This window comes from Streptococcus tangpeifui (genome assembly GCF_011038795.1).
Classification (GTDB): domain Bacteria; phylum Bacillota; class Bacilli; order Lactobacillales; family Streptococcaceae; genus Streptococcus; species Streptococcus tangpeifui.
On sequence record NZ_JAAKDU010000012.1, the window covers coordinates 41,739 to 65,076 of the forward strand.

General features: G+C 43.2%; 23 protein-coding genes and 1 pseudogene. 21 read left to right on the plus strand and 3 right to left on the minus strand.

Annotated elements, in window-relative coordinates; all coding sequences use genetic code 11:
- The 11 genes from G7Y32_RS08955 (at position 1) to G7Y32_RS09005 (ending at position 10,885) form a co-directional block, all read left to right on the plus strand.
- Positions 1 to 792 carry a DUF4422 domain-containing protein gene (locus G7Y32_RS08955; protein ID WP_165213036.1) on the plus strand — a complete coding sequence of 264 codons (792 nt, stop codon included), beginning with the start codon at positions 1 to 3 and terminating at the stop codon, positions 790 to 792.
- Positions 793 to 879: 87 nt separating this feature from the next.
- A complete protein-coding gene (gene glf / locus G7Y32_RS08960; RefSeq protein ID WP_165213038.1) occupies positions 880 to 1,992 on the plus strand; it encodes a UDP-galactopyranose mutase in 1,113 nt (370 codons plus the stop codon).
- 4 nt (positions 1,993 to 1,996) lie between these two features.
- Positions 1,997 to 2,866 carry a beta-1,6-N-acetylglucosaminyltransferase gene (locus tag G7Y32_RS08965; protein ID WP_165213040.1) on the plus strand — a complete coding sequence of 290 codons (870 nt, stop codon included), beginning with the start codon at positions 1,997 to 1,999 and terminating at the stop codon, positions 2,864 to 2,866.
- 61 nt (positions 2,867 to 2,927) lie between these two features.
- A complete protein-coding gene (locus G7Y32_RS08970; protein WP_165213042.1) occupies positions 2,928 to 4,148 on the plus strand; it encodes a hypothetical protein in 1,221 nt (406 codons plus the stop codon).
- A gap of 56 nt (positions 4,149 to 4,204) precedes the next feature.
- On the plus strand, positions 4,205 to 5,212 hold the full coding sequence (locus G7Y32_RS08975) for a glycosyltransferase family 2 protein (protein ID WP_165213044.1): 1,008 nt from the start codon (positions 4,205 to 4,207) through the stop codon (positions 5,210 to 5,212).
- Between the two features lie 4 nt (positions 5,213 to 5,216).
- Positions 5,217 to 6,368, plus strand: coding sequence for a glycosyltransferase family 1 protein (locus G7Y32_RS08980; protein WP_165213082.1), 1,152 nt, complete (start codon positions 5,217 to 5,219; stop codon positions 6,366 to 6,368).
- Positions 6,355 to 7,347, plus strand: coding sequence for a stealth family protein (locus G7Y32_RS08985; RefSeq protein ID WP_165213046.1), 993 nt, complete (start codon positions 6,355 to 6,357; stop codon positions 7,345 to 7,347). The genes G7Y32_RS08980 and G7Y32_RS08985 overlap by 14 nt, the downstream gene beginning before the upstream one ends.
- A 14-nt stretch (positions 7,348 to 7,361) precedes the next feature.
- On the plus strand, positions 7,362 to 8,423 hold the full coding sequence (locus G7Y32_RS08990) for a sugar transferase (protein ID WP_165213048.1): 1,062 nt from the start codon (positions 7,362 to 7,364) through the stop codon (positions 8,421 to 8,423).
- Between the two features lie 44 nt (positions 8,424 to 8,467).
- Complete coding sequence (locus G7Y32_RS08995) at positions 8,468 to 9,484, plus strand: sugar transferase (RefSeq protein ID WP_165213050.1); 1,017 nt, start codon at positions 8,468 to 8,470, stop codon at positions 9,482 to 9,484.
- A gap of 15 nt (positions 9,485 to 9,499) precedes the next feature.
- Positions 9,500 to 10,507 (plus strand): acyltransferase family protein, encoded by a 1,008-nt coding sequence (locus G7Y32_RS09000; protein WP_165213052.1) that lies wholly within the window; start codon positions 9,500 to 9,502, stop codon positions 10,505 to 10,507.
- A gap of 132 nt (positions 10,508 to 10,639) precedes the next feature.
- A complete protein-coding gene (locus G7Y32_RS09005; protein WP_165213054.1) occupies positions 10,640 to 10,885 on the plus strand; it encodes an Abi family protein in 246 nt (81 codons plus the stop codon).
- 292 nt (positions 10,886 to 11,177) lie between these two features.
- Here G7Y32_RS09005 and G7Y32_RS09010 read toward each other — a convergent pair whose 3' ends face one another.
- Together G7Y32_RS09010 and G7Y32_RS09015 are read right to left on the minus strand one after the other, a co-directional pair.
- Entirely contained in the window at positions 11,178 to 11,789 is a 612-nt protein-coding gene (locus G7Y32_RS09010) for a Fic/DOC family protein (RefSeq protein ID WP_165213056.1), read from the minus strand.
- Positions 11,782 to 11,970 (minus strand): hypothetical protein, encoded by a 189-nt coding sequence (locus tag G7Y32_RS09015; protein WP_165213058.1) that lies wholly within the window; start codon positions 11,968 to 11,970, stop codon positions 11,782 to 11,784. Before G7Y32_RS09015 ends, G7Y32_RS09010 begins: the two co-directional genes overlap by 8 nt.
- Before the next feature lie 388 nt (positions 11,971 to 12,358).
- On the opposite strand from G7Y32_RS09015, the gene G7Y32_RS09020 reads away from it, so the two are divergent.
- The 4 genes and pseudogenes from G7Y32_RS09020 (at position 12,359) to G7Y32_RS09035 (ending at position 16,052) form a co-directional block, all read left to right on the plus strand.
- On the plus strand, positions 12,359 to 13,252 hold the full coding sequence (locus G7Y32_RS09020; RefSeq protein ID WP_165213060.1) for a DNA-binding protein: 894 nt from the start codon (positions 12,359 to 12,361) through the stop codon (positions 13,250 to 13,252).
- Positions 13,253 to 13,342: 90 nt separating this feature from the next.
- Positions 13,343 to 13,937: pseudogene (locus tag G7Y32_RS10560) on the plus strand (transposase); the annotation flags it as partial.
- 489 nt (positions 13,938 to 14,426) lie between these two features.
- On the plus strand, positions 14,427 to 15,119 hold the full coding sequence (locus tag G7Y32_RS09030; RefSeq protein WP_165213062.1) for a gamma-glutamyl-gamma-aminobutyrate hydrolase family protein: 693 nt from the start codon (positions 14,427 to 14,429) through the stop codon (positions 15,117 to 15,119).
- A gap of 105 nt (positions 15,120 to 15,224) precedes the next feature.
- On the plus strand, positions 15,225 to 16,052 hold the full coding sequence (locus tag G7Y32_RS09035; protein WP_165213064.1) for an amino acid ABC transporter substrate-binding protein: 828 nt from the start codon (positions 15,225 to 15,227) through the stop codon (positions 16,050 to 16,052).
- A 393-nt stretch (positions 16,053 to 16,445) separates the two neighbouring features.
- Here G7Y32_RS09035 and pepV read toward each other — a convergent pair whose 3' ends face one another.
- Positions 16,446 to 17,858: a dipeptidase PepV gene (gene pepV, locus G7Y32_RS09040; RefSeq protein WP_165213066.1), complete on the minus strand. Its 1,413-nt coding sequence runs from the start codon at positions 17,856 to 17,858 to the stop codon at positions 16,446 to 16,448.
- A gap of 263 nt (positions 17,859 to 18,121) precedes the next feature.
- Between pepV and G7Y32_RS09045 the strand changes: the two genes are divergently transcribed.
- The 6 genes from G7Y32_RS09045 to G7Y32_RS09070 all read left to right on the plus strand — a co-directional run bounded on the left by G7Y32_RS09045 (position 18,122) and on the right by G7Y32_RS09070 (position 22,870).
- Complete coding sequence (locus G7Y32_RS09045) at positions 18,122 to 18,973, plus strand: transporter substrate-binding domain-containing protein (protein WP_165213068.1); 852 nt, start codon at positions 18,122 to 18,124, stop codon at positions 18,971 to 18,973.
- Between the two features lie 12 nt (positions 18,974 to 18,985).
- Positions 18,986 to 19,468 carry a GNAT family N-acetyltransferase gene (locus tag G7Y32_RS09050; protein WP_165213070.1) on the plus strand — a complete coding sequence of 161 codons (483 nt, stop codon included), beginning with the start codon at positions 18,986 to 18,988 and terminating at the stop codon, positions 19,466 to 19,468.
- A gap of 1 nt (position 19,469) precedes the next feature.
- A complete protein-coding gene (locus G7Y32_RS09055) occupies positions 19,470 to 19,640 on the plus strand; it encodes a hypothetical protein (protein WP_165213072.1) in 171 nt (56 codons plus the stop codon).
- On the plus strand, positions 19,630 to 20,586 hold the full coding sequence (locus tag G7Y32_RS09060; RefSeq protein WP_165213074.1) for a glutathione S-transferase family protein: 957 nt from the start codon (positions 19,630 to 19,632) through the stop codon (positions 20,584 to 20,586). Before G7Y32_RS09055 ends, G7Y32_RS09060 begins: the two co-directional genes overlap by 11 nt.
- Positions 20,587 to 20,603: 17 nt before the next feature.
- Positions 20,604 to 21,647, plus strand: a complete 1,044-nt coding sequence (locus tag G7Y32_RS09065; protein WP_165213076.1) for a glutathione S-transferase C-terminal domain-containing protein — start codon at positions 20,604 to 20,606, stop codon at positions 21,645 to 21,647.
- 83 nt (positions 21,648 to 21,730) lie between these two features.
- Positions 21,731 to 22,870: an amidohydrolase gene (locus G7Y32_RS09070; RefSeq protein WP_165213078.1), complete on the plus strand. Its 1,140-nt coding sequence runs from the start codon at positions 21,731 to 21,733 to the stop codon at positions 22,868 to 22,870.
- Positions 22,871 to 23,338 lie beyond the last annotated feature (468 nt).

Here is a 23,338-nt window from a genome sequence, read left to right on the forward strand (position 1 = left end):
GTGAAGAACATTCAACTTATCGTAGCGACCCACAAGTCCTTCGTCATGCCCGACGATAGCCAGCTCTACCTGCCTGTGCATGTGGGTGCTCAAGGAAAGGCGCCTATCGGCTATACTCCGGATAATACCGGCGATAATATCTCTGAGCTCAATCCTTATTTCTGTGAATTGACGGGCCTTTACTGGGCCTGGAAGAATCTGGATTGTGATTATCTGGGGCTGGTACACTATCGGCGGTATTTTGCTAAAGATGGGGTGCGTTATAAGGAAGGTCTGGATATCAATCAGGCCATTCTCACGCAGGCTGACTGCGTGAGGCTCTTGGATCAGGCTGATGTCATTGTTCCTAAACGTCGTAAATATTACATTGAAACCCTTTATTCTCATTATGACCACACCTTTGACGGGGGGCATTTGGATGAGGCAAGGGCCATTATCGAGAAAATTCAGCCGGATTATCTGGCGGCCTTTGACCGCGTCATGCAGCAGCGCTCAGGCTATATGTTTAATATGTATCTCATGTCTAAGGCAAATTCGGATGCCTACTGTGCTTGGCTTTTCCCGATCTTGCAAGAGCTCTACCAAAGGATTGATACCAAGGTTTTAACGGCCTTTGAAGCCCGTCTCTTCGGCCGAGTCAGTGAGATCCTCTTCAATGTCTGGTTGGATAAGCAGGATTTCGTTGTTAAAGAGGTGCCCTTTATCTACATGGAAAAGGTCAACCTATGGAAGAAGGGGCTGTCCTTCTTGCAAGCCAAGTTCTTTGGTAAGAAATACGGAGCCAGCTTTTAAAAAGCAATCACTTTTAGGAGCTCGGCTTCCTTTTGTCAAGAGATTATCATAGTAGATGAAATGATTTTAAGTAAGAGAGAGAATACGATGTCACAATATGATTATTTAGTTGTTGGTGCGGGTTTGTTTGGGGCTGTCTTTGCCCACGAAGCGGCCCTCAAGGGTAAGAGGGTCAAAGTCATTGAAAAGCGCGACCATATCGCTGGAAATATCTATACCAAGGAAGTGGAAGGGATCCAAGTACATGAGTACGGGGCTCATATCTTCCATACGTCTGACAAGGAAATTTGGGATTATGTCAACCAGTTTGCAGAGTTTAACCGCTACACCAACAGTCCCATTGCTAATTATAAAGGTGAGATTTATAACCTTCCTTTCAATATGAACACCTTCAACAAGCTCTGGGGTGTGGTGACACCGCAGGAGGCTCAGGCTAAGATTGATGAGCAGCGGGCTGTCTTAGGTGGTAAGAAACCTGAGAATCTCGAGGAACAGGCTATTTCGCTGGTTGGAACCGATATCTATGAAAAGCTGATTAAGGACTATACACAGAAGCAGTGGGGCAAGCCAACGACGGAACTCCCTGCCTTTATCATCCGTCGTCTGCCGGTGCGTCTGACCTATGACAATAACTACTTCAATGATACCTATCAGGGTATCCCAATCGGGGGCTATACTCAGATTGTTGAGAAGATGCTGAATCATGCCAATATTGATGTGGAGACAGGCGTTGACTTCTTCGCTAAAAAGGACCAATACTTGGCAAACTTCCCTAAGATTGTCTTTACTGGTATGATTGATCAGTTCTTTGATTACCAACTGGGTGAGCTGGAATACCGCAGCCTGCGCTTTGAGACAGAAACCCTCGATATGGGAAATTATCAGGGCAATGCGGTGGTCAACTATACGGATGCAGAGACACCGTACACACGGATCATTGAGCACAAGCATTTTGAATTTGGTACTCAGCCTAAAACCATCATCACCAAGGAACATTCTAAGACATGGAGCCGTGGAGATGAACCCTACTATCCCGTCAACAACGATCGCAACAACCACCTCTACAAGGAATACAAGAAATTAGCTGACCAAGAAGGTCAGGTTATCTTCGGCGGCCGTCTCGGACACTACCGTTATTATGACATGCACCAAGTCATCGCCGCCGCCCTGCAGTGCGTGAGAAGTGAAGTAGGAGAATAAGTCTTTGCAAGCAATTTTGATTTTAGCTCATCAGAACTTTGACCAAGTTTATCAGCTGGCTCAGTATTTACATTCTGAATTTGAGATTTATATTCATTTTGATACCAAGATGCCTTTAGGCCAGTCGCAAAAGAACCAATTAGAACAGGTGGGCATTCACTATATTTCAGAGATCGATGTTCATTGGGGAGCGTGGACAGTTACTCAAGCTATGTATCGTCTGATGGAAGAGGCCCTGAAAAATCCTGAAGTTGAATGTGTTCACTTCATTTCAGGGCAAGATTGGCCAGTGCAGAAGCCCAGTCGGATTAGGGAATTTTATGAAAAGAATGACAGAATTTATTTGATGGCTAAGCCTGCCAGAGCGGAAACTAAATCGGGCGAACGTTTGATTTGGTGGCAACAATTCTACTTTAACTATGATAAAATCAATCGCCGTTCGACCTTTGGTAAGATTTATCACCGTATTTCGCTCGTGCTTCAAAGGCTTTTGCGTGTCAATAAATTTAAAAAACTAGACATCCAACAAGAAATCTATTCTGGACCTGCTTGGTGTGATTTACCGAGAGATGTCGCCCAGTATTGTCTGGACTTTATGGTTCAGCATCCTAACTATGTCAAGATGTTGCAGACCAGCTTTTGTTCGGATGAATTTTGGCTGCCAACTATGATTTACAATGAATCTAAATTTTCGGACAGAATAGTAGGCGAATACTATCGCTATATCAAGTGGGAAGAGCAGCACGGTTCCTATCCAGCTATTCTCGATGAGCGAGATTTTGCAGCCATCAAAAATAGCGGGGCTTTTTTCTCCCGCAAGTTTGACACCGCTTATTCACAAGAGCTCATCGCTCGATTAGCTCAGGAAGATTAAAAGCAAGTCCGTTTCAATTTTTGCTAAATTGACCCCTATTTTTACCACAAGAAGGAAGCCCATGAAAATTAGAATTGACAAGGAATCCATTTCAGATTTTATTCTTTATGCTGTTCTGGCAGCCTATATCTTTTTTGCCATTCTTAATGCCAGCTTTTTTGTCCAACATATTCCGGGGGCTTTGTTTAATCTGGTCAACTACACAGCCTTAGCTGCCATGGTATTTGTTGAAGTTCTGAATTTGAATTACACGCGTCGAACGATCTTTGCTATTCCTGTTCTTTTGGTACTCTTCGCTATTTCTTATAAGGTTGCTGGCATTTTTTCTAATGTTTCGATTATTATCCTCTTTAGCTATTTTTATCGGCGGCAGCCATTAGAAAGTGTGGCTAAAGTGGCCTGTGTCAGCAGTGTTTTTGCCTTGCTTTTGGTCATTTTTAGCAGTCGTATCGGTTTTATTCCGAACTACTTGGAAGCCAATGAAGGGCGGGTTCGTCATTATATCGGCTTTCGCTATTCCCTTTTTCCGTCAACGGTCATGCTCAATATCAGCTTGATTCGCTTTTTCCTCAAGCGAAATGGGGTTAAACTCTATGAACTGGCTGTTTTGCTGCTGGCTAACTATTGGATTTTTAGGCAGACTAACTCACGGCTGACCTTCTTTACCGCTATTTTGCTCTTGCTAATCTGGGGAGTTCTTAAATATTATCCGCAACTCATGACCAAGTTTCGGCCAATTTTGTCCATTTTCATCTTATCCTATCCCTTCACCTTTTTAACCAGCCTCTGGTTTAGTTTCAACTATTCGCAAGTCTCTTCCTTCCAGCTTTATCTCAATAATGTTATGGGGGGGCGGCTCTATCTGATGCACAAGTCCATGGGGCTCTATGGATTTAAGTTGACAGGTCAGAAGATTTCTTGGGTCGGTAATGGCTTGAATGATTTGGGGCGAGTGACGCATTCATCGTACCTTTACGTGGATAACCTCTATATGCAGTTTCTGCAGAATTTTGGTCTGATTATCACCCTAGCCTTTGTGGCAGGTATGACAGTGCTGATGTATAAGCTTTATCGTCAGAAAGCTATGTATCTTTATATCATTTTCATCAGCTTAGCCTTCCATGGCTTGATTGATGATTTGATTTCAAATTTGCACTATAGTATTTTCCCGATTCTACTAGGTATGCTTTATATTGAGCATTACCGTCTAAGGTCTAGGGATGAGGGCGTTGAACCGACCAGACTAGGAGATGCTCCTGCCATTAGTCCGAAGAATTTCTAAATCAAGGGACTCACAGTCTTGATATTTAGTCTTAAAATAGCGGAAAGGAGAAGCAGATGCCAACTAGCAGCGAACCATTTATCAGCGTGATTATTCCTGTCCATAATGCCGAGACGACACTTTTGCGTGCTCTGGACAGTTTGGCTTTTCCCGACTGTGAAATCATTTTAGTTGAGAATAGCTCAACGGATCATTCCTACCAGCTAGCCTGTGATTATGCTATGGAGAATAACCGCCTCAAGGTCTTTCAGTCAGCTCCGGGAGTTTCCAATGCCCGTAATAAAGGGCTGGAGCAGGCCAACGGTGAATGGATTTTCTTCTTGGATGCCGATGACTTTTTCTTCAAGGAAAATCTGGCAAAAATCGCAGACAAGCTTAAGTCCAGCCAGAGTGACATCGTTACTTATAACTTCCACAAGGGAGGGCATCTGGTTGAGCTTTTTGAGGTGGTTGAAGATTTCCGCCGGCCAGAGGAAAGAGAGGCTTTTATCGGCCGCTGCCTTCATCAGCCAACCCAGTACATGACGGTCTGGAGTAAGGCTTTCCGAGCACGTTTAGTTAAAGGCTTGCGATTTGATTCTAATTTGCGAGTATCTGAGGATAGCAATTTCTTCCTGCAAGCGCTCTTGCGCGCTCAGGCTATTTCAACCTCACCTGATCTGCTTTACCACTATTCTATTGATAGTCCGTCAACCATGCGAACGTTTGATCAATCTAAATTAGAGGGGTATTTGGCAGCCCTGACTCGGGCTCAAACCATTATCGAAGATCAATCAGCAGCCCTACAGGAGGCCTTTGCTGCCTATAGTTTGGCGCAGTTCAATCTAGGAATGGTGCGAGAGGTCTTTCACCAAAACAATCCGCAGTCGTATAAGGTGAAACTTGCTAGGCTGAAGGAGCTCAGCCATTCAGAGCCCTTTGCTCCCGCTTTTGCTGGTATGAGTCTGAAAAAAATCAAAGGGCTAGGCGATATCCCCCACTGGTTGATCAAGTACCATGCTTATCGTTTGGCCTCGCTCGTCTATCTGGTTAGAGTCAGACAGAATGCCCGTAAAGAAAGGTAAACTTGTGAAAAAAGTTCTAATTTTTGGTATGAATGAGAACCCTGGCGGGGTCGAATCTTTCTTGATGAATTATGTTAGGCGATTTGATCAAACCAAACTTCATGTCGATTTTTTATGTAATTCCATGAGTCCCATCGCCTATGAAGATGAGCTTGTTCAAAAGGGAGCAAGCGTTTTTCATGTGACGGCTCGCAGCCAAAACCCCTTCAAATACTATGGCGAGCTCCGTCAATTCTTTGAGGTACATGCCAAGGACTATGATGCCCTCTGGGTCAATATCAATAGCCTAGCTAATATTGACTATCTCAAGCAGGCTAAGAAGTACGGAATTCCCGTACGTATTGTTCACAGCCATAATAGTCAGAATATGGACAGCCGCTTGCGGGGGAAGCTCCACAACTACAATAAAAAGCGGATTGCTAAGTGGGCAACAGACTTTTGGGCCTGTTCGGACAAGGCTGCCGCTTGGTTCTATGAGGGAGAGGCCCTCAAGCAGGCTAAGATTATTCCCAATGCCATTGATATTGAGGCCAGTCGCTTTTCTGAAGCAGCCCGCCAGTCTATCCGTCAGCAGTATCAGCTCCAAGATGCCTATGTTATTGGCCATGTCGGTCGCCTGCATTTTCAGAAAAATCAAGATTTTATCCTCCGTGTGTTTGCTGAGCTGGTCAAAACGAAGTCCCAAGCTCGCTTGGTTTTGATTGGTCAGGGAGATGATGAAGCCATGCTCAAGGCTTTGGCTGACGAGTTAGGCGTGGCTGATAAGGTAATCTTTGCTGGTGTGCAAAAGAATGTTTCCGAATGGCTCAGTGCCTTTGATCTCTTTTTCTTCCCGTCCAAGTTTGAAGGCCTGCCCTTAGCACCTTTTGAAGCTCAGGCCAATGGCTTGCCAGTGTTAGTGTCAGCAGAAGGGGTGCCTGAGGAGAATAAGATTAATCCTAACGTTTATTTTGCCTCGTTAGAAAAATCGCCTAAGGACTGGGCAGAACTGATCCAAAAGCTGTCTGAACAGGACAGTCGCCTGTCTGAGCAAGAAACTGCTCAGCACTTTCAAAACTCTGGTTATGACATCCGCTATGCCGCACAAGAGTTAGAAAACAACCTGCTGAACATTCTTAACCAGAGAGGGAAAGGAAATGATAATGCCCAAAATTGATTTTGTAGTTCCTTGGGTGGACGGCAGTGATCCCGATTGGCGCAAGAACAAGGCTAAGTATGAGGTCGGTCCAAGTGTGGAGGCGCCTCAGGCAGATAGTGTTAACCGTTACCGAGAAATGTCTGCTTTTAACTACTGGTTTCGGGCGGTTGAAGCCTATGCTCCTTGGGTTAATAAAATTTTCTTTGTCACCTACGGCCATGTTCCTGACTGGCTGGATACCAGCCACCCCAAATTACGCTTGGTTCGGCATGAGGATTATATTCCAAAGGATTACTTGCCAACCTTTAATTCTAACGTGATTGAGCTCAATCTGCATCGTATTCCTGACTTGGGTGAGCATTTTGTCCTTTTTGGTGACGATATGTTTATCAATCGCCCTGTTGATCCGGATGATTTCTTCCACAAGGGTTTGCCGAGGCTGCAAGCCATCTATCGTCCGATCATTCCTAGAGGTGAATTTGATCATATCGAGGTTAATAATGGCCGCCTGCTCAACAAGTATTTTTATCACAAGCCTAATTTAAAAAAACATTTAGGCAAATATTTTAATTATCGCTATGGCAAGTTTAATCTCTATAACTTCCTGAGTCTCTTTTATTCAGGAATCATGGGCTATGAAGATGCTCATGTTGGGATGCCTTCGCTCAAATCCACCTATGCCGAGGTTTGGGGCAAGGAAGCGGCCTATCTAGACGAGATGTGCCGCAATCGCATCCGCAGCAGTCAGGATATCAACCATTGGGCTATGAGTTATTGGAACATTGAGACCAATCGCTTTTATCCGCAAACCCGAAAAATTGGGAAGTATATTCCGATTGCAGATAAGGATCAGATTGCTAAATTCGTTCGTCAGTCGGCCTATAAGATGGTTTGTATCAATGATGATGAAAGTTCTGTTGACTTTCAAGCAGAGAATGCCTGGATTAGTAAAATTTTAGCGGAAAAGTTTCCTGACAAGTCTTCCTTTGAGAAATAGAACAGAAAATAATAATGAAAAAATATCAAATTGTTGAAGTGCGCAGCGCTGATATGCAGCATGCTGGCAGTAAGGCAACAAGTGATGTTGCCAAGATTGTAGAATCGCAAGGTTTTGAGACTCTTAATATTCGACTGCAGTTGCAAAAATCTAGTTTTTTGACTAAGCTGGTTAATCAAATCGTTTTTTATCAAGATTGGAAAAGAGCTTATCAGAAGATTGAAAAGGGGAGTACCGTCCTTTTGCAGCATCCTTTTCATCACCGTCAGTTGGGACGAGAAAAGTTTTTGCGTCGTTTGAAGAAAAAGAAGCAGATCCGTTTCATCTGCCTGGTCCATGATGTAGAGGAGCTTCGCAATGTGGCCTATCTCAATAATGATCAGCATAGGAAAGAATTTGATTGCATGCTAGAGCTGGCTGATCAGCTGATTGTCCATAATCAGGCTATGAAGGACTTTTTTCTGTCCAAGGGTCTGTCTGAGGACAAGCTGGTGGTGTTAGGAATTTTTGACTACCTAACCGAATTTGAGCCAGCAGAGGCCCGATTTTCTAAGTCAGTGACCATCGCTGGCAACCTCAGTTCGCATAAGAGTCCCTATATTGAAAAAATTGCTGACATCAATGGTTTGAGCTTTGATCTTTACGGACCTAACTATGTGCAGCAAAAAGCTAAGGATCAAGTCCGTTACCACGGCTCCTTCCCACCTAATCAGTTACCCAGCCAGCTTAAGCAAGGCTTTGGCTTGGTCTGGGATGGGGATTCGATTGATGAATGTAACGGTCCCTTTGGGAACTACTTGCGTTACAACAACCCTCACAAGCTATCCCTCTATATTGCCTCTGGTTTGCCAGTTATTGTTTGGAGTCAGTCAGCTTTGGCTGGCTTTGTGCAGGATCAGGGAATTGGTCTGATTGTTGATAGCCTGCAGGATTTGCCGCAAGACTTTGCTGGCTTAACTCAGGCTAGCTACCAGAGTTTTGCCCAAAACAGTTTACGACTCAGTCGTGACCTCCGCTCAGGTCGCTATACTAAACAGGCGGTAGGTGAGGCAGTTGCTAGGCTGAACGGCCGCTGACTCTCTTGCCTTTGCGACTGATTTTCTAGCACAGTGGATAAAAAATGACAAAAAAATATTTATTAGATTTTATCAGAGATGATACCAATACTGCGGCTTCTAAGGCCGAGCGTGATGTTAGCAGTTTTCTTAAAACGATGGGCTTTTTAGGTATTAATTACGACATGAGCCTTCCCAGAGCTGTTAAGATTTTGGGTGAGGACTATATCTTAGCCAAGAAAATCAAAGGGATTCAGGCTGACGACATCTGCTTTCTGCAGTACTCCATGTTCGGCCGCCCTTCATTGAAGAAGCTCTTCAAGAAATTAGCTTTTAATCGGCACAAGATTCTTCTCATCCATGATATTGAAACCCTGCGGGAGCAAAGGGAAGCTGGTCAAGTTGCAGAAGAACTGGCTCTCTTTCAGGAAGCCCAGTGTCTGATTGTCCATAATGACCGGATGATAAACTGGCTGCGTAACCAAGGCCTTGAAGTCCCGATAATCTCCTTAGAAATTTTTGACTACGCTCAGCCTGTCGATCTGCCAGAGGAAACTGTCCAGAATTGGAAAACAGTGGTCTTTGCAGGAAATTTGGATAAGAGTGGCTTTTTGAGTAAACTTCATACGCAAACACCTTTTTACCTCTACGGTCTCAAGAGCGATGCCCAGCCTTATCCGGAAAAATTGACCTATTGCGGGTCAAAGACATCTACGGAGATTCCATCAACAATTAGTCAATACGGTTTTGGTCTTGTTTGGGATGGTCCTGCGGTGGATTCTTGTCAAGGACCTTTTGGCGACTATATGCGCTACAACAATCCTCATAAGGTTTCGCTTTATCTCAGCACTAATCTGCCAGTCATCATCTGGAAAGAGGCGGCTCTAGCCTCCTTTATCGAGGACCATGGTTTGGGCTTAACCCTAGATTCTCTGGCAGACTTAGATAACCGACTGGCTCAACTGAGTCAAGATGACTATGACCAGATGAAAGCTAATTGCAAGGCCATGGGCAAACAACTACGAAACGGCTACTACACCATCAAGGCTGCTCAAGCAGCGGTGGAAGTGGTTATTAAATGATAAGAGGAGACTCAGATGAAACGTATTCAATGGTTGGATTTTGGTAAGGGATTTACTATCTTTTTGGTGCTAATTGGTCATGTCTTTAAGGGCATGCAGACCTCAGGGGCTTTTGAGGCCTATCATAACAGTTTTCAATTTATTATCCAGTGTTTTTATATCTTCCATATACCGGTTTTCTTTGCCCTATCAGGTTACCTCTTTAAGCCGGTCAAAGATCTGCAGGCTTATCCCAAGTATGTTCTCAAGAAATCCTTGAATCTCCTGATTCCCTATCTTCTCTTTTGTGTGACTTACTTCTTTTTCCAGAAATTAGGTGGTGGGAGCGTCAGAGAGGGGACTTCGCTGGTGGATTTATTAGCTATTTATAAGCGACCGATTGCCGTCTCTTGGTATCTTTATGTGCTTTGGGGTGTCAGCCTCTACGTTGGTTTGCTCTCAGTTTTCATCAAGGATCAGAAGAAGTTCTTGGCTGTAACTGCTGTTACCAGTATTCTCAGCTATCCCTTACATTCTTCGATCTTCCTCCTGCAAGGAACCCTGCTCTGGTCTGGTATCTATTGTCTGGGACATTTCTTGAGTCAAGTATCACTGGAAAAGTTAGCCCCCCACCTAACTCAGAAAGTTTTGGTCATCTTGGCTTTAATAGCTCTTTACCTGTTCTGGTGGATCCAGTTTGATTTCAAAAATGGGGTCAGCTACCTAACCCCTGGCCCAGAAGGACTGGTCTTTGTTCTTAGTGTTTTTCTGGCCTTCTTGATTTATCCGCGTCTGCCTCGCAACAGCTTTTTCAACTATTTTGCGGATAAGGGAAAATCCAGCCTGATCATTTATATCTTCCATTCACCAGTGCTCAGTGCCATTCGGATTATGCTTCTGCGGCTTGGAGTTCAAAGCATGCTCCTCCATGTCCTGATTGGTATTGCAGGCGGTTGGCTGATTAGCCTCTTTATCGCCTACCTCTTCAATAAGGTGAAATTTCTCAATTTCTTTGTTGCTCCGACTAAGTATATTAGATTTTAAAAATAATTATTTTAACTTTTATATTGCAAACACGCAGTGCGTGTGTTAACATATGTATAAGATGACAACCCCCCACTTCCTTATGGACAGATACGTCTGACGTGGGGCTTTTTTTGTTGTAAAGGAGAAAAAATGAGTGATAAACCAGTTGCACTTTCATGGAAGGAACAGTTAGACCTTTTCAAAAGTAGAGGAATGATTGTCCATAAAGGTGATATTGATAAACTAAAAAATATTAGTTATTATCGCCTAAAGGAGTTTGCTCGCCCTCTGTCCACGGTTAAAAAATGCCAAAATCATACTGAAATCAGTTATGATGGGATAGAATTCAAAGAGGTTCTTAGCCGTTATTATCAAGACAAAAATTTGAGAATTTAGTACAAAATTTTTATAAAAGGAATAAATGGTGGCAATATTGACATCATATTCTTTACTAAGTTAGGAACAAGCCCCCGCATTTTTTCTTAGCTCAGATATTCATTTATCGTCGTAATTTAATTTCATAAGAAAAGCACCCCAAAAGTTAGACACAAAATCTAACTTTTGGGGTGCCGTTCATATAGCAGATGACAAAAGGATTTTTTTATAAAGGATGCCATCAATAGAATATTATTGCGTACGTTCAAGTGGAATTAATTAAATATAACAGCAGATAAGAAAGCAAACTAATTTACAATTTTTCAAGTATTTTACCAAGTAGTTCTTCTAACTTCCCTAAATCTCCATAGACTGTTCCGTCCATATAAAGATTATAAATGTCATCATCTTGTTCAACGCGTATTTGTGCCGAATATCCTTTTGATAGTGCTAAAGAACGAATAACTTCTCGTTGAGTTCGTCCGTTACCTTCTCGAAAAGGATGGAAATAATTAAGGTTATCAAGGATTTTTGCTAATTGTTTAATAATCTCATCTTTTGAATTAGCCGTTTGATGATAGGTATGAATAAGCTGGTTCATATAGGTTTCAGCGGTGTTAAAAGATTGTAATGGCATAAAAGGATTACCACTTTTTGAAATATTAACCCTACGATATTGCCCTGCCCAAGAATAAACATCTTGAAACAAATAGTTGTGAATAGCTAAAATATCACTAATAGAATTGACCTCAATAGTCTTTAATCGCAAGTCTGCGAGCCTTCTAGTAACGAATAAATGTTCGTTTCGATAGGCTTCTTCAATATTTGTAATGTTTTGTTTGTTGATTAAGACTGTAGAATTTGGATAGGTGTATTGATTATTAGGGTCAATGTACTCATAGCCTTCGTATTGATTTTTAACCAAGGTTCAATTCCTTTCGCCTGTTGATAACATAAGCTTTTAAATCAATCACATCTTGAACAGTCGGTTCATAATTTTCAATCATTGATGAACCAATGGCATACCAGACGGTATCAAAATCTGTAAAGTTATCAAAAGGAATCCCTAAAATTGTTAATTCTTCCTTATTTACATCAAGGGTCATAGCACACCTCCTTGTATAACAGTGTCTCTATTGTACCATAAAATAAGTATGTTCACATGAAGAGATAAGAACTGAAAGATAGATTGGGTTAAATTAAATGTAGGTTTTATCATAAAAAGAAATAATAGAGGTGTAGCATGGAGCCATATATCACAGAAGAAAGTAGGATTGAATAGGTTACACTAAACTAGACAGAATTTATAAAGTGTTCTACACTTAAACCAACAAGGAGAACCATACCCTAATATATTGGTGGAGAATATCGTCATGCAGTTTTAGATGATAACATAAAAGCCACTATTGTTCCGCAAATGTCTTAATGTTATTCCGCAAATAGACCTATTGTTCCGAAAATGCTACAATTGAAGTCAGAAAAGAGGTAGAGCAGATGTACATTACAACAAAAGAAGCTGCTGAACGTTGGGGAATCTCTGATAGGCGCGTGCGAACCTTGTGTGTTCAAGGGAAAATTGAAGGCGCTTATCGCGATGGGAAAATTTGGAGAATACCAGCGGATGCAGCACAGCCAAGTGATGGTCGTTATAAAAAGGCTTCTAGTTTACTATCAGTGATTGAAGAGAAAAAGTCACTCCTAGCAACAAGGAGGCCTTTGACTAGTGGTGAGCTAGATAGGCTAAATGAGGAATTTCTTGTAGAGTACACCTATAATTCTAATGCGATTGAAGGAAATACCTTGACCCTTCGGGAAACCGATATGGTGCTAAGAGGGTTGACCATTGATCAGAAACCTTTGAAGGATCACCTTGAGGCCATTGGTCACAAGGAAGCCTTTCAATTTGTGCAAACACTGGTTTCAGAAAACCATCTCTTAACGGAGCAAGTCATTAAAGATATTCATTACCTTGTTCTGTCAGATAAAAAGGAAGATAGAGGTGTCTATAGAAAAGTTCCTGTTAGAATCATGGGAGCTGCTAATGAACCCACTTCGCCTTATATGATACGCCCTAAGATAGAGCGGCTTCTGCAAGATTATCAAAAGGATTCAAGCTCAATCATTACCAAGCTAGCCAAATTTCATATCGATTTTGAAAGTATCCATCCCTTTATTGATGGCAACGGCCGAACAGGCCGGCTTTTGGTTAATCTTGAGTTGATGAAAGCAGGATTGCCACCGATTGATATTAAATTTACAGATCGTCTATCTTATTATAAAGCTTTTGATGACTTTCATGCCAAAGGTCAAGTGTCTACCATGGAAGATTTGTTTGCTAAGTACGTCAACGAACGTTTAGATGAATACTTAGCAATTTTAGTAGAGTAAAAAAGACAACAAACCACGAGGTATAGTTGAGCCCACTGAAAAAGTCATCAATTGATGGCTTTTTTTCTATACTAAAGTTTAGGCGATTGTATGCTTGATAATCAGTTAACTTTAGAAGTTAGTCCCTATTTCAAACTCTATGATATCGTTGTTCCAAAGACTCATTTTTTTACGCCAATTAATGGAGCTCTGTGATTTCAGTTTTATTTATAATGAATTGGAAAAGAACTATCGTCTTGACTTTGGACGCAATTACCAATCATGATGTTTAAATATCTCTTATTAAAAGACATTTATAAGTTGTTCGATTTCGATGTGGTGGAGCGCTCGTCTTCAGATATGGCCTTTAAATGTTTTTCTCGGTTTAGTCCTAGAGGATTCTGTCATTGAACCGTCCTCTCTGACAAAATTCCGGAAACTTCGGATCAAAGATGGACACTTACTTGACTTATTAATCCATAAATCCGTTCAAATCGCCATTGAACACCATTTGATTACCAGTAAGATTCTCATTATGGAGGCGACTCATACCAGAGCTCATTACAATCACAAGAAACCGCATGAAGTTTTTCGGGAGTGCTCAAAAGCCTTGCGTAAAACGATTTACCAGTATTCAGAAGATAATAAGGCTAAGCCTCAAGAAGATAATCTTGAGGCTGAATTAAGCTATACACAAGCATTGATAGAACCCAAACTTATATAGCCGATATTGGCTAGTTTTAGATCAGTGTTACTTGTATTTAGTTAGCGAGAGAGGATAGAGTCTTTCGCAGAAGCTAACCCTATCATTTGGCCGCCTCCTAGGGTCTTCTGGGTTCCCTGCGACCTGATAATTCAAGACGTTCAGTTGCAACGATACATTGACCTTCTAGTGGTTTTCTGCTAGAAGTTTTTTATTGGAAAAATGGCGGAAAAGCTGAAGTTCTTTTAGCCATTCAGGCTATTAAAGTAAAGCATACTTTTGATAAGCAAAACGAAGTCTTGTTGCCTTCGCTAGATATTGCCTGTCCTGCACCGCCTTGTTTATTTTTGATTTTCTTTGTTTTTTAGATGTTCCCAGATAACTATCACTCCATAAAATAAGGTTATTACTTACCATAAAAAATATAGATTATGCAGAGCCGGCAGGTTAGGGTATGATGATAGCATAAACTTATTTTTCAAGGAGGTAGCTGTGGGGAAACGTCCGATTATTGGAATTAGCAGCAATGAGAAGCCTATTAGCTCAGATTCGCCTATCATTCATCTGAATGTCTCCAGAAATTTTGGTGACGGAGTCAAGCGGGCTGGCGGCCTGCCTTTCTACATCCCCATGAGTGAGCAGGAGCTGGCTGCTGATTACATTGCAGCTATTGATAAACTGATTTTGACAGGCGGTCAGAATGTTAGTCCTGAATTATACGGAGAGGAAAAGGTGACGGATAGTCAGGATTATTTCCCCGAACGGGATCGCTGGGAACTAGCTCTAATCAAAGAGGCTCTGAGTCAGGCTAAACCCATCTTTGCAGTCTGCCGCGGTCTTCAGCTCTACAATGTTGCTCAGGGAGGCAGTCTTTATCAAGACATCCCCAAGCATGCTGGTCAGCCCCCGACCCAATTAGCCCATTCGATTGAGATTAAGGAGGGCAGCTGTCTGTCTCGCTTACTGGCTGATGGCAGTCTGGTTAATTCAGTTCACCATCAGGCTATCAAAGACTTGGCTTCCCATTTGGAAGCGACAGCTTGGAGCGGAGACGGTGTGATTGAAGCTGTAGAGTCCAATGATAACACCAAACTCATCGGTGTCCAGTGGCATCCAGAATTTTTATTGGATGGTGGCCTCTCAAGCCAGCAGGCTCTATTTGATTACTTTGTCCAAGAACTCTAGCTTGGAAAGCAATCCAGACACGTTTGCAAGGTTTTTGATGGCTGTGTGGTGATTAAGCCATTTTCACATGTCATCTTGCTGAAGAATTAGAAGAAGGAGTATTCTATGCGATTTAAAAAATTATTAGGACTTGTCGGTCTGGGACTATCATTGGTTTTCATCGTCAGCGGCTGCTCAAAAGCTTCCTCAGGGAAGAGGACTGTTACCTTTGCGACCGTTGGGACTACTCGGCCCTTTTCTTATCAAAATAAACAGGGCAAGTTAACTGGTTTCGATGTTGAGTTAGCCAGAGAGATCTTCAAGGGGTCTAAGGACTATCGATTGAAAATTCAGCAGATTGAGGGTGATAATATCTACTCCGGTCTGGATTCTGCCAAATTTGATTTTGTCGGCAATAATCTCAGCTATACTAAGGAGAGGGGCAAGAAGTATCTCTATTCCTATCCAACGGCTGCAACTCCTTCGGTTTTAGTTGTCCCTAAGGACAGCGCGATCAAGTCTTTCGATGATATCGGAGGCCACACCAGCCCTGTTGTTCAAGGAACTACGGGGGCCAGTCAGCTGGAGGATTTTAATAAGAAGCATCCAGATAACCCAGCTAAATTAAAGTACAGCGAAGAAAATATTACCCAGATGCTGACGGGGCTCAACGATGGCAAGTATGATTTCAAGATTTTCGATGCCCCATCCGTCAATAGTATTATCAAGTCTCAGGGGCTCACTAATCTCAAAACGATTGATTTAAAATCTTCGGAAAAACCCTATATTTATTACCTCTTCACCAGTGATAACAAAGACTTACAGGCCTTTGTCAATAAACGCATTAAAGCCTTGCAAAAGGATGGCACATTGGATCGATTAAATAAGAAATTCTTAGGCGGCGACTATGCTCCAAGCAGTAAGGATTTAGTCGTCCCCAATAAGTCTAAGTAATGAACTGTACAAACTGTACATAGTCTGCCAGTTCCCGCCGTGGGAGTGGGCTCAACTCCAAAATTGAAAATTTTGGTTCTCACCATGTCCTGTTTTAAGGTGGTGACCTGAAACGGTCTCTCCCAAGACCGTTTTTGACACTTGCTTTGCAAGCTTCATTTCCTGGTTAAAAAGGTCTCTCAGACCTTTTTAACCACCATGGATTTTTGAATTGAAATGAGCTGAATATTCAATAAAAAAACTGTCCGGATTGAAGGAAGCGGGCAGTTTTTGTCTGTGTGGGGCTGGTTTTGGCTTGACAGTCCAGTCCTGCTAGCGATGCTAGCGCTGGATTTTGAGGCTGATGGGCTTAGGTCAACTTGAAGTTTGATGAGTGCTGATGTTAGGGAGATCTCAGTCCGCCCTGATCTTAGTGCCTTCAACCGTGCAGAGACGGTAGAGGGCTTTGGCATAAATAATGGTAGCTTGCCAGAGCTCTTCTAATTTTATGCCTTCATTGGGCTGGTGGAGTGTATGGATGGACCAAGGAAAGGCGGGACCAAAAGAGACTCCGTTTTTTAGGAGACGGCCATAGGTTGAGCCGCCAATGGCCAGTGCTGGGCTGGTGTCGCCAGTCTCCATCTGATAAACATTAAGCAGAGTCTGAATCCTAGGGTCGTCAAGAGCGGTATAGCTTGGCAGAAGGTGGCTTTTCTCGCGTATTTCAAAGCCTGCTTGCTGGGCAAGCTGGTTAAGTTTTTCCTGTAGAGAAGCAAAGATGACGGATTGCGGATACCTGAGATTGACTCCGATTCGGGCTTGTCCCTTTTCAAATGAGAAGACAGCTGGGTTAACGGTCACTTCTCCCAATTCTTGATCCTTGTAGGCGATTCCTAGTTTCTCTCCCTTATTATCTGCAAAGAAGTAGCTGACAATGAAGTCTAGATAATCCTTGGCAGATGGGTCGAGAGGAAGGGTTCTTAGGAAGTGGGCTAAGTAGAGGGCAGCATTGATACCTTTATCAGGACCAGCACCGTGGGCAGCCAGCCCTTTCAGACTGAGCGTTTGCTGTTGGCCTTGGCGCTGCCAGCTTCCTTCAAGATTAAATCGTTTGAGGTAGGCTTGAAAATCATTCTGGAGATTTGTCTGGCCGGTCAGGCGGGCTTGAGCCCAATCCGGAACAACATTATAAGCCTGACCAGACTCAAAAATTAGGGAAGAAGGGGCCTGTTCGGAATAGGTCTTGTGAAAATCAAAGGAGATGATACCTTTTTCAGCATAAATCAGCGGAAAAATAGCATCGGGAACGAAGCCAAAATCAGGCATAGCTTCCTTGGCAAAGTAGACCTTGACACCGTCCCAGTCGTTTTCCTCATCGGTTCCGTAGATGAGGCGAATCCGCTGGTTGAGTGATAAACCAGCGTCGAGAATCATTTTTAAGGCATAATAGGCCGCTAGGGTGGGGCCCTTATCATCAGAAACTCCGCGGCCGTAGAGCCAACCATCTTTTTGGGTCAGATTGAAAGGGGCTGTTTGCCAGTCGTTTTCTTGAATTGGGACGACATCTAAGTGGGAGAGGATACCAAAAATCGTCTGCCCTTGACCGACTTCCAGATGGCCAGCGACATTATCTATGATTTTCGTCTTAAAGCCGTCCCGTTCTCCCAGGGCCATCATGTAGGTTAAAGCATCTTTGACTGATTGACCGAAAGGAGCACTCTCATCAGCACTGGCAGCGTCTTTGACAGATGGAATGGCAATCAATCCTGCTAAATCCCGCAAAAAGTTTTCTTTATAGCTTTCTAGTAAGGTTTTCCAATTTGGCATAGCGTCCTCCCTAAATTATGGCTAGGTCCGACTTTAGGGGGATATTACGCAATCGGACTCTGAACAGAAGGTCTTGATGGCAGTGGCTATCCCCAAGTCAAACTTGTTGAATTTTATCTACTATCTTACATCAAAAATCATGATTAGGAAGCTCCTGTATCTATAAAGTTTTTTTATGGCTCACTATAAAAAAGAGTGATTTTTCAAGTCTGTTAGATTGCGGTAAGATAGGGGAAATCATTGCTTAGGAAGTTGGTGTTAGGATGACAAGGAAAAAGAAGTGGACAATCGCTATAGCGGTTTTGATTGTTTTAGGGCTGTTGCTTAGCATATTTTCCCTAAAGGGAGTCAACCACCATAAGCAGGCAGTCAAGCAGACGACAGTGACTGTAGCAACCTCTGGCGGTCCCAAACCTTTTACTTATACTGATGACAAGGACCAGCTGACAGGGCAGAATATCGAACTGCTCAAGGCAGTTTTTAAAAAGTTGCCCCAATACAAGCTAAAACTCGAGAAGACGGAATTTGATTCAATCTTCTCTGGTCTTAATTCTGGCCGCTATCAGATGGGGGTTAATAATATTGCCAAGAATTCAGAGCGGCAGAAGAACTATCTCTTTTCCGACCCTATGTTCAAGAATGCTTATGTGGTTATCTACAAGTCCGACAGTAAAGAGGCTAAGCAGGCTGATTCTTGGGATGATCTGGCTGGCCATTCAACGGTGGGAGCTACGGGTGTTAATACCTCAACGGCTATCGAAGATTTTAACAAGAAGCATCCTGACAAGAGGATTAATCTAAACTACAGCGAGGAGGATTTATCAAGCCAGCTGCAAGGCGTTGAATCTGGCAAGTACGATTTCTTGCTTATGGATAAACCAATGTTTGAGTACTATCAAAAAGAATTGGGACTCAAGCTGGTCGGTAAACCTGTCACTGGTTCCCTGCAAAAGGAGCTGCTGGCCGAACCTTATAGTTATTTTGTCTTTGCTAAGGATCAAAAACAGCTGCAAAAGGATGTCAACAAGGCTATCAAGGAGGTCATTAAAGACGGTACTTCGAAAAAGATTAATCAAAAATATTTCGGTGAAGACTACTCACCCAGCTACAAGTAGGAGGCGTTTGGTATGACATTTAACTATCAGATTGAAACCGATCCTCAATCAGTTGACTACGGCCAAGTGACAGCTGTCCTGCAAAGTGCTGGTCTCAGTCAATCGGGCAGCCAAGAGCATGAAAAAGCTTTTAAAAACAGCGATATTACCATCTTTATAAAGGACGGTCAAAAGGTGATTGGCGTCGGCCGAGCGCTTACGGACTTTGTTTCTCAAGGGGCCATCTATAACGTGGCTGTTGCTCCCGATTATCAGGGCCAAGGGGTAGGACATGCCATTATTACAGGACTTTTGGAGCGCCTCCAAGGTATCAATGTCATCCTATACACTCATCCGCAGACCCTCAAGCTCTATGAAAAATATGGCTTTCGCCGCAACAAGACGGCCTTTGCGCATTTTGAACACAGCAGTCCGGAAGGCCGTCAGTGGATGGAAGATGAGGGCTTCTTTTTACCCGAAGGCTACCGTTTTGAAAGTGAAGTGGGGAGGTATTAGGATGCCGCTTTTAAAAAAATATTTAAAACAACATGGTGGAGAAATCTTAGACCAGACTTGGCTGGCCTTCACTTTCCAAGAATTGCAGGCCATGGGCTACGGTCAGGATGTACCTGAGTCCTTGGTTGGTCAAATTCCAGAAATTCCCAGGAGGGAAGCCTATGCCAACTAGTTTTGTTGCTAAAGAAGTTGATAAAGAGGGAAATTTCCACCGTCAAAAGACTCAGTTTACCAGACCTTTTGGCATTGGACCAGATCAGTTACCTGTCGAGAAAAATCGTTATCGGCTGTTGGTCTCTTATGCTTGCCCTTGGGCCCATAGGCAGTTGATTGCGCTCAAGTTACTGGGTTTGGAAGATGCTGTCAGTGTCGGAGTCGTAGATCCTATTCGGCCGACAGATGTTAAGCGGACGGACTGGGCTTTCACCTTAGATCCTGATGGTAAGGATCCTGTCTTAGGGATTCACTATCTGAGTGAGATATACTTGAGGACAGACCCTAACTATCAGGGACGTTTTACGGTGCCAGCCCTAGTTGATTTACAAACTGGGCAATTGGTCAATAACGACTTTTACAAACTGCTCAAGATTTGGGAGACTGACTGGCGGCCTTTGCACAAGGAGGGGGCTCCAGGCCTCTATCCGACTGAGCTGGCAAGTGAGATTGACACTCTCAATGAAGTGATTTTTCATGATATCAATAATGGTGTCTATAAGGCGGGCTTCGCGGGCAGCCAGGTTGCTTACGAAGCGGCTTATGACCGACTTTTCGAACGGTTGGATGACTTAGAAGAACGCCTGAGCCATTCTCGATTCTTGTTTGGTGATCAGATTAGAGACACAGATATTCGCCTCTATGTCAGCCTAGCTCGCTTTGATGCTGCTTATTACAACGGCTTTCGCTGCAATCGCAATCGATTGATTGATTTTCCTAACCTCTGGGCCTATGCTAGAGACTTGTACAGTCAGCCTGCTTTTAAGGAAACCACCCATTTCGACCATATTAAAAAGCATTACCATCTCAGTGCTATTGACAATCCGCATCAGATTCTTCCCAAAGGACCAGATACGACGGAGTGGCTAAAACCACAGGATCGTGCGATCAGACGTTACCGTTAGAAAAAGAGGCTATACCTATGACACAACATACGAAACCAATCAAACCCGTTACTCTAAAAATTCGTCCAGTTGAAACGAAGTCAGAAATAGATGAGCGCGGTGCCTTCCAGCGCCAGCCTAATCATTTCACCCGCCCTTTTGGTGATGGTCCTGATGATTTGAAAGCACAGGCTGGCAAATACCGTCTCTTCTGGGCTCGGGGCTGTCACTGGTCCAATCGGGCGTCAATTGTTCGTGAGCTCCTAGGCCTAGAGGACGCTATCTCCATCAATCAAGTCGGCCACACGGACGATCCCGACCGCCGTAAGTATGGCTGGGAATTCGCCTATGATGCTGATGGCAGAGATCCTGTTACTGGTGCCGAGTATCTGGCTGAATTTTACTATCGGGCAGATCCTGACTATGCGGGCCGGACAACAGTTCCTGCCCTGATTGATGTCGATAAGCAGGAAGTCGTCAATAACGACTATCATCGCTTGACCAACTATTTTGAAGTGGCTTTCAAGCCGTTCCAAAAGCCAGATGCGCCTAATCTCTATCCAGAATCCTTGAGAGACGCTATCAATAACTTTAATGATCAGGTCCTTTTTCCCTTTGTTAACAATGGGGTCTATCGAATGATGTTTGCCCAATCCTTGGTGGCCTATCAAGAGGCTTTTGATGACTTTTTTAATACACTGGACATTATTGAAAAGCGGTTGGCCACCCAGCGTTTTCTTTTTGGCGATTATGTCACCGATTCGGATGTCCGTCTCTATGTGACTCTGGCGCGCTTTGATACCCATTATTATCGCAATTTAGGTCCAATCAAGCATCGGATTGTTGATTATCCAAATATCTGGGGTTATGCAAGAGATTTGTATGAAATCCCAGCTTTTAAGAACAATACCTATTTTCACGATATTGCGCGTGGCTGGGATACCAAGAAGGAGAAGCTTTTTGTCGATTTTAACTCCCGCTTTGCTGATGATATAGATTTCGATGCTCAGTGGTCTCAACCACACAATCGGCACTATCTGTCAAAAACGCCAGAGCAAAAATTTTTAATTGATATTGATTAGGTAAGTACAGTCAAGCAGACTGTTCCAGACATGCAAGGTTTTTCGAGGCTGTCGGTCATCCAATATTATTGAAGGAGGATTTTATGTCATCAGATTTTTATGAAAAATTAGCCCAGACCCGCCATTATATCCATGCTCACCCAGAAATTTCGGAACAGGAGTATGAGACAACAGCCTTTCTCAAATCCTATCTGGCAGATTTGGGGATTGAAGCGCTGAATTATCCTCTGAAAACGGGTTTGATTGCTGAGATTGGTTCTGGTCACCCCATTATTGCTCTGCGGGCAGATATTGATGCCCTGCCGATTCAGGAAAATACTGGTCTCGGTTATGCCAGTGACAATGGTGCCATGCACGCCTGCGGTCATGATTTCCATCAGACCAGCCTATTGGGAGCAGCAGAAATCTTGAAGAAGCGTGAAAATGAATTGAAGGGGACTGTTCGTCTGATCTTTCAACCAGCTGAGGAAAACTTCCAAGGCGCCTATCAGGTGATTGAGGCTGGCGGCCTCGATGATGTTTCGGCCATCATTGGCTATCATAATTATCCTCATCTTAAGCCCGGTCAGCTGGGCTTAAAAACGGGTGCCATCATGGCAGGTGTCGAACAGTTTGAAGTGACTGTTGAGGGAGTCTCCTCCCATGCCGCACGGCCGGATTTGGGTGTGGATACAGTTTTAGCGGTAACGACTATGGTCAATAATCTCCAAGCTATTGTTGCTAGAACAGTCTCTCCCTTTGACTCAGCTGTTCTGTCTGTTACCCATATTGATGTTGGAACGACTTGGAATGTTCTGCCAGCCAAGGGTTTCTTTGAAGGGACTATACGAACGTTTGCCCCCCAAGTTCGCTTGGATGTTATTGAAAAATTTGAGCGGGTAGTGTATACGACTGCCGAACAATTTGGTGCTCAGGTAGCTATCAAATGGGGGAATTCGCCTAAAGTGACTTTCAATGATAAAACTATTACACCGCTAATCATTGAGCATTCCAAATCTTTTGCAGAAGTGGTTGAAACCCTGCCATCGACTGGTGGAGAGGACTTTGCGGCCTATCAGGAACGGATTCCCGGTGTCTTTGCCCTTATTGGCTCCAATGGTGAAGCAGAGGCACCCGACTGGCACCACGATGACTTTGTTGTCAAAGACGAAGCCCTGTCTGTTGCTGTCCATTACTTTGTTGAATCGGCTTTTAAGCTGTTGGCGTATTATCAGGTCAATTAACCGATATAAAATAGCATAGAAAAAGGGTGTGGAGAGAACCAAAAATTGAAAATTTGGTTCTCTCCACGCCCTAGTTTTCAAGGTGGTGACCTGAAACGGTCTCTGGGGGAGAAGAGCGTTTTTGATACTTGCTTTGCAAGCTTTATTCCCGATTAAAAAGGTCTGGGGAAACCTTTCTACCCCCACAGGTCAAAAAGTCTGAGGGGACCCTTTGAGGTTGGCAATAAGATGAATGTGTTCGTTACATTCATTTAGATTTTTCACTTTGACCTTGTGGCAAAAGGAAAACCAGCTAACCGCTGCGCCAAGAATTAATTTTAAAACAGGAATGCTGGACGAGTTTTTATACGAAAACTACAAAGAATGCAAAAATTCCCTCCCTATGATATAATCAAAGCGAAAAAAATTATATTTAGACTACTAGCTCGTCCCTAGTAGTCTTTTTCTGTGCTAAAAATTCAGAATAAG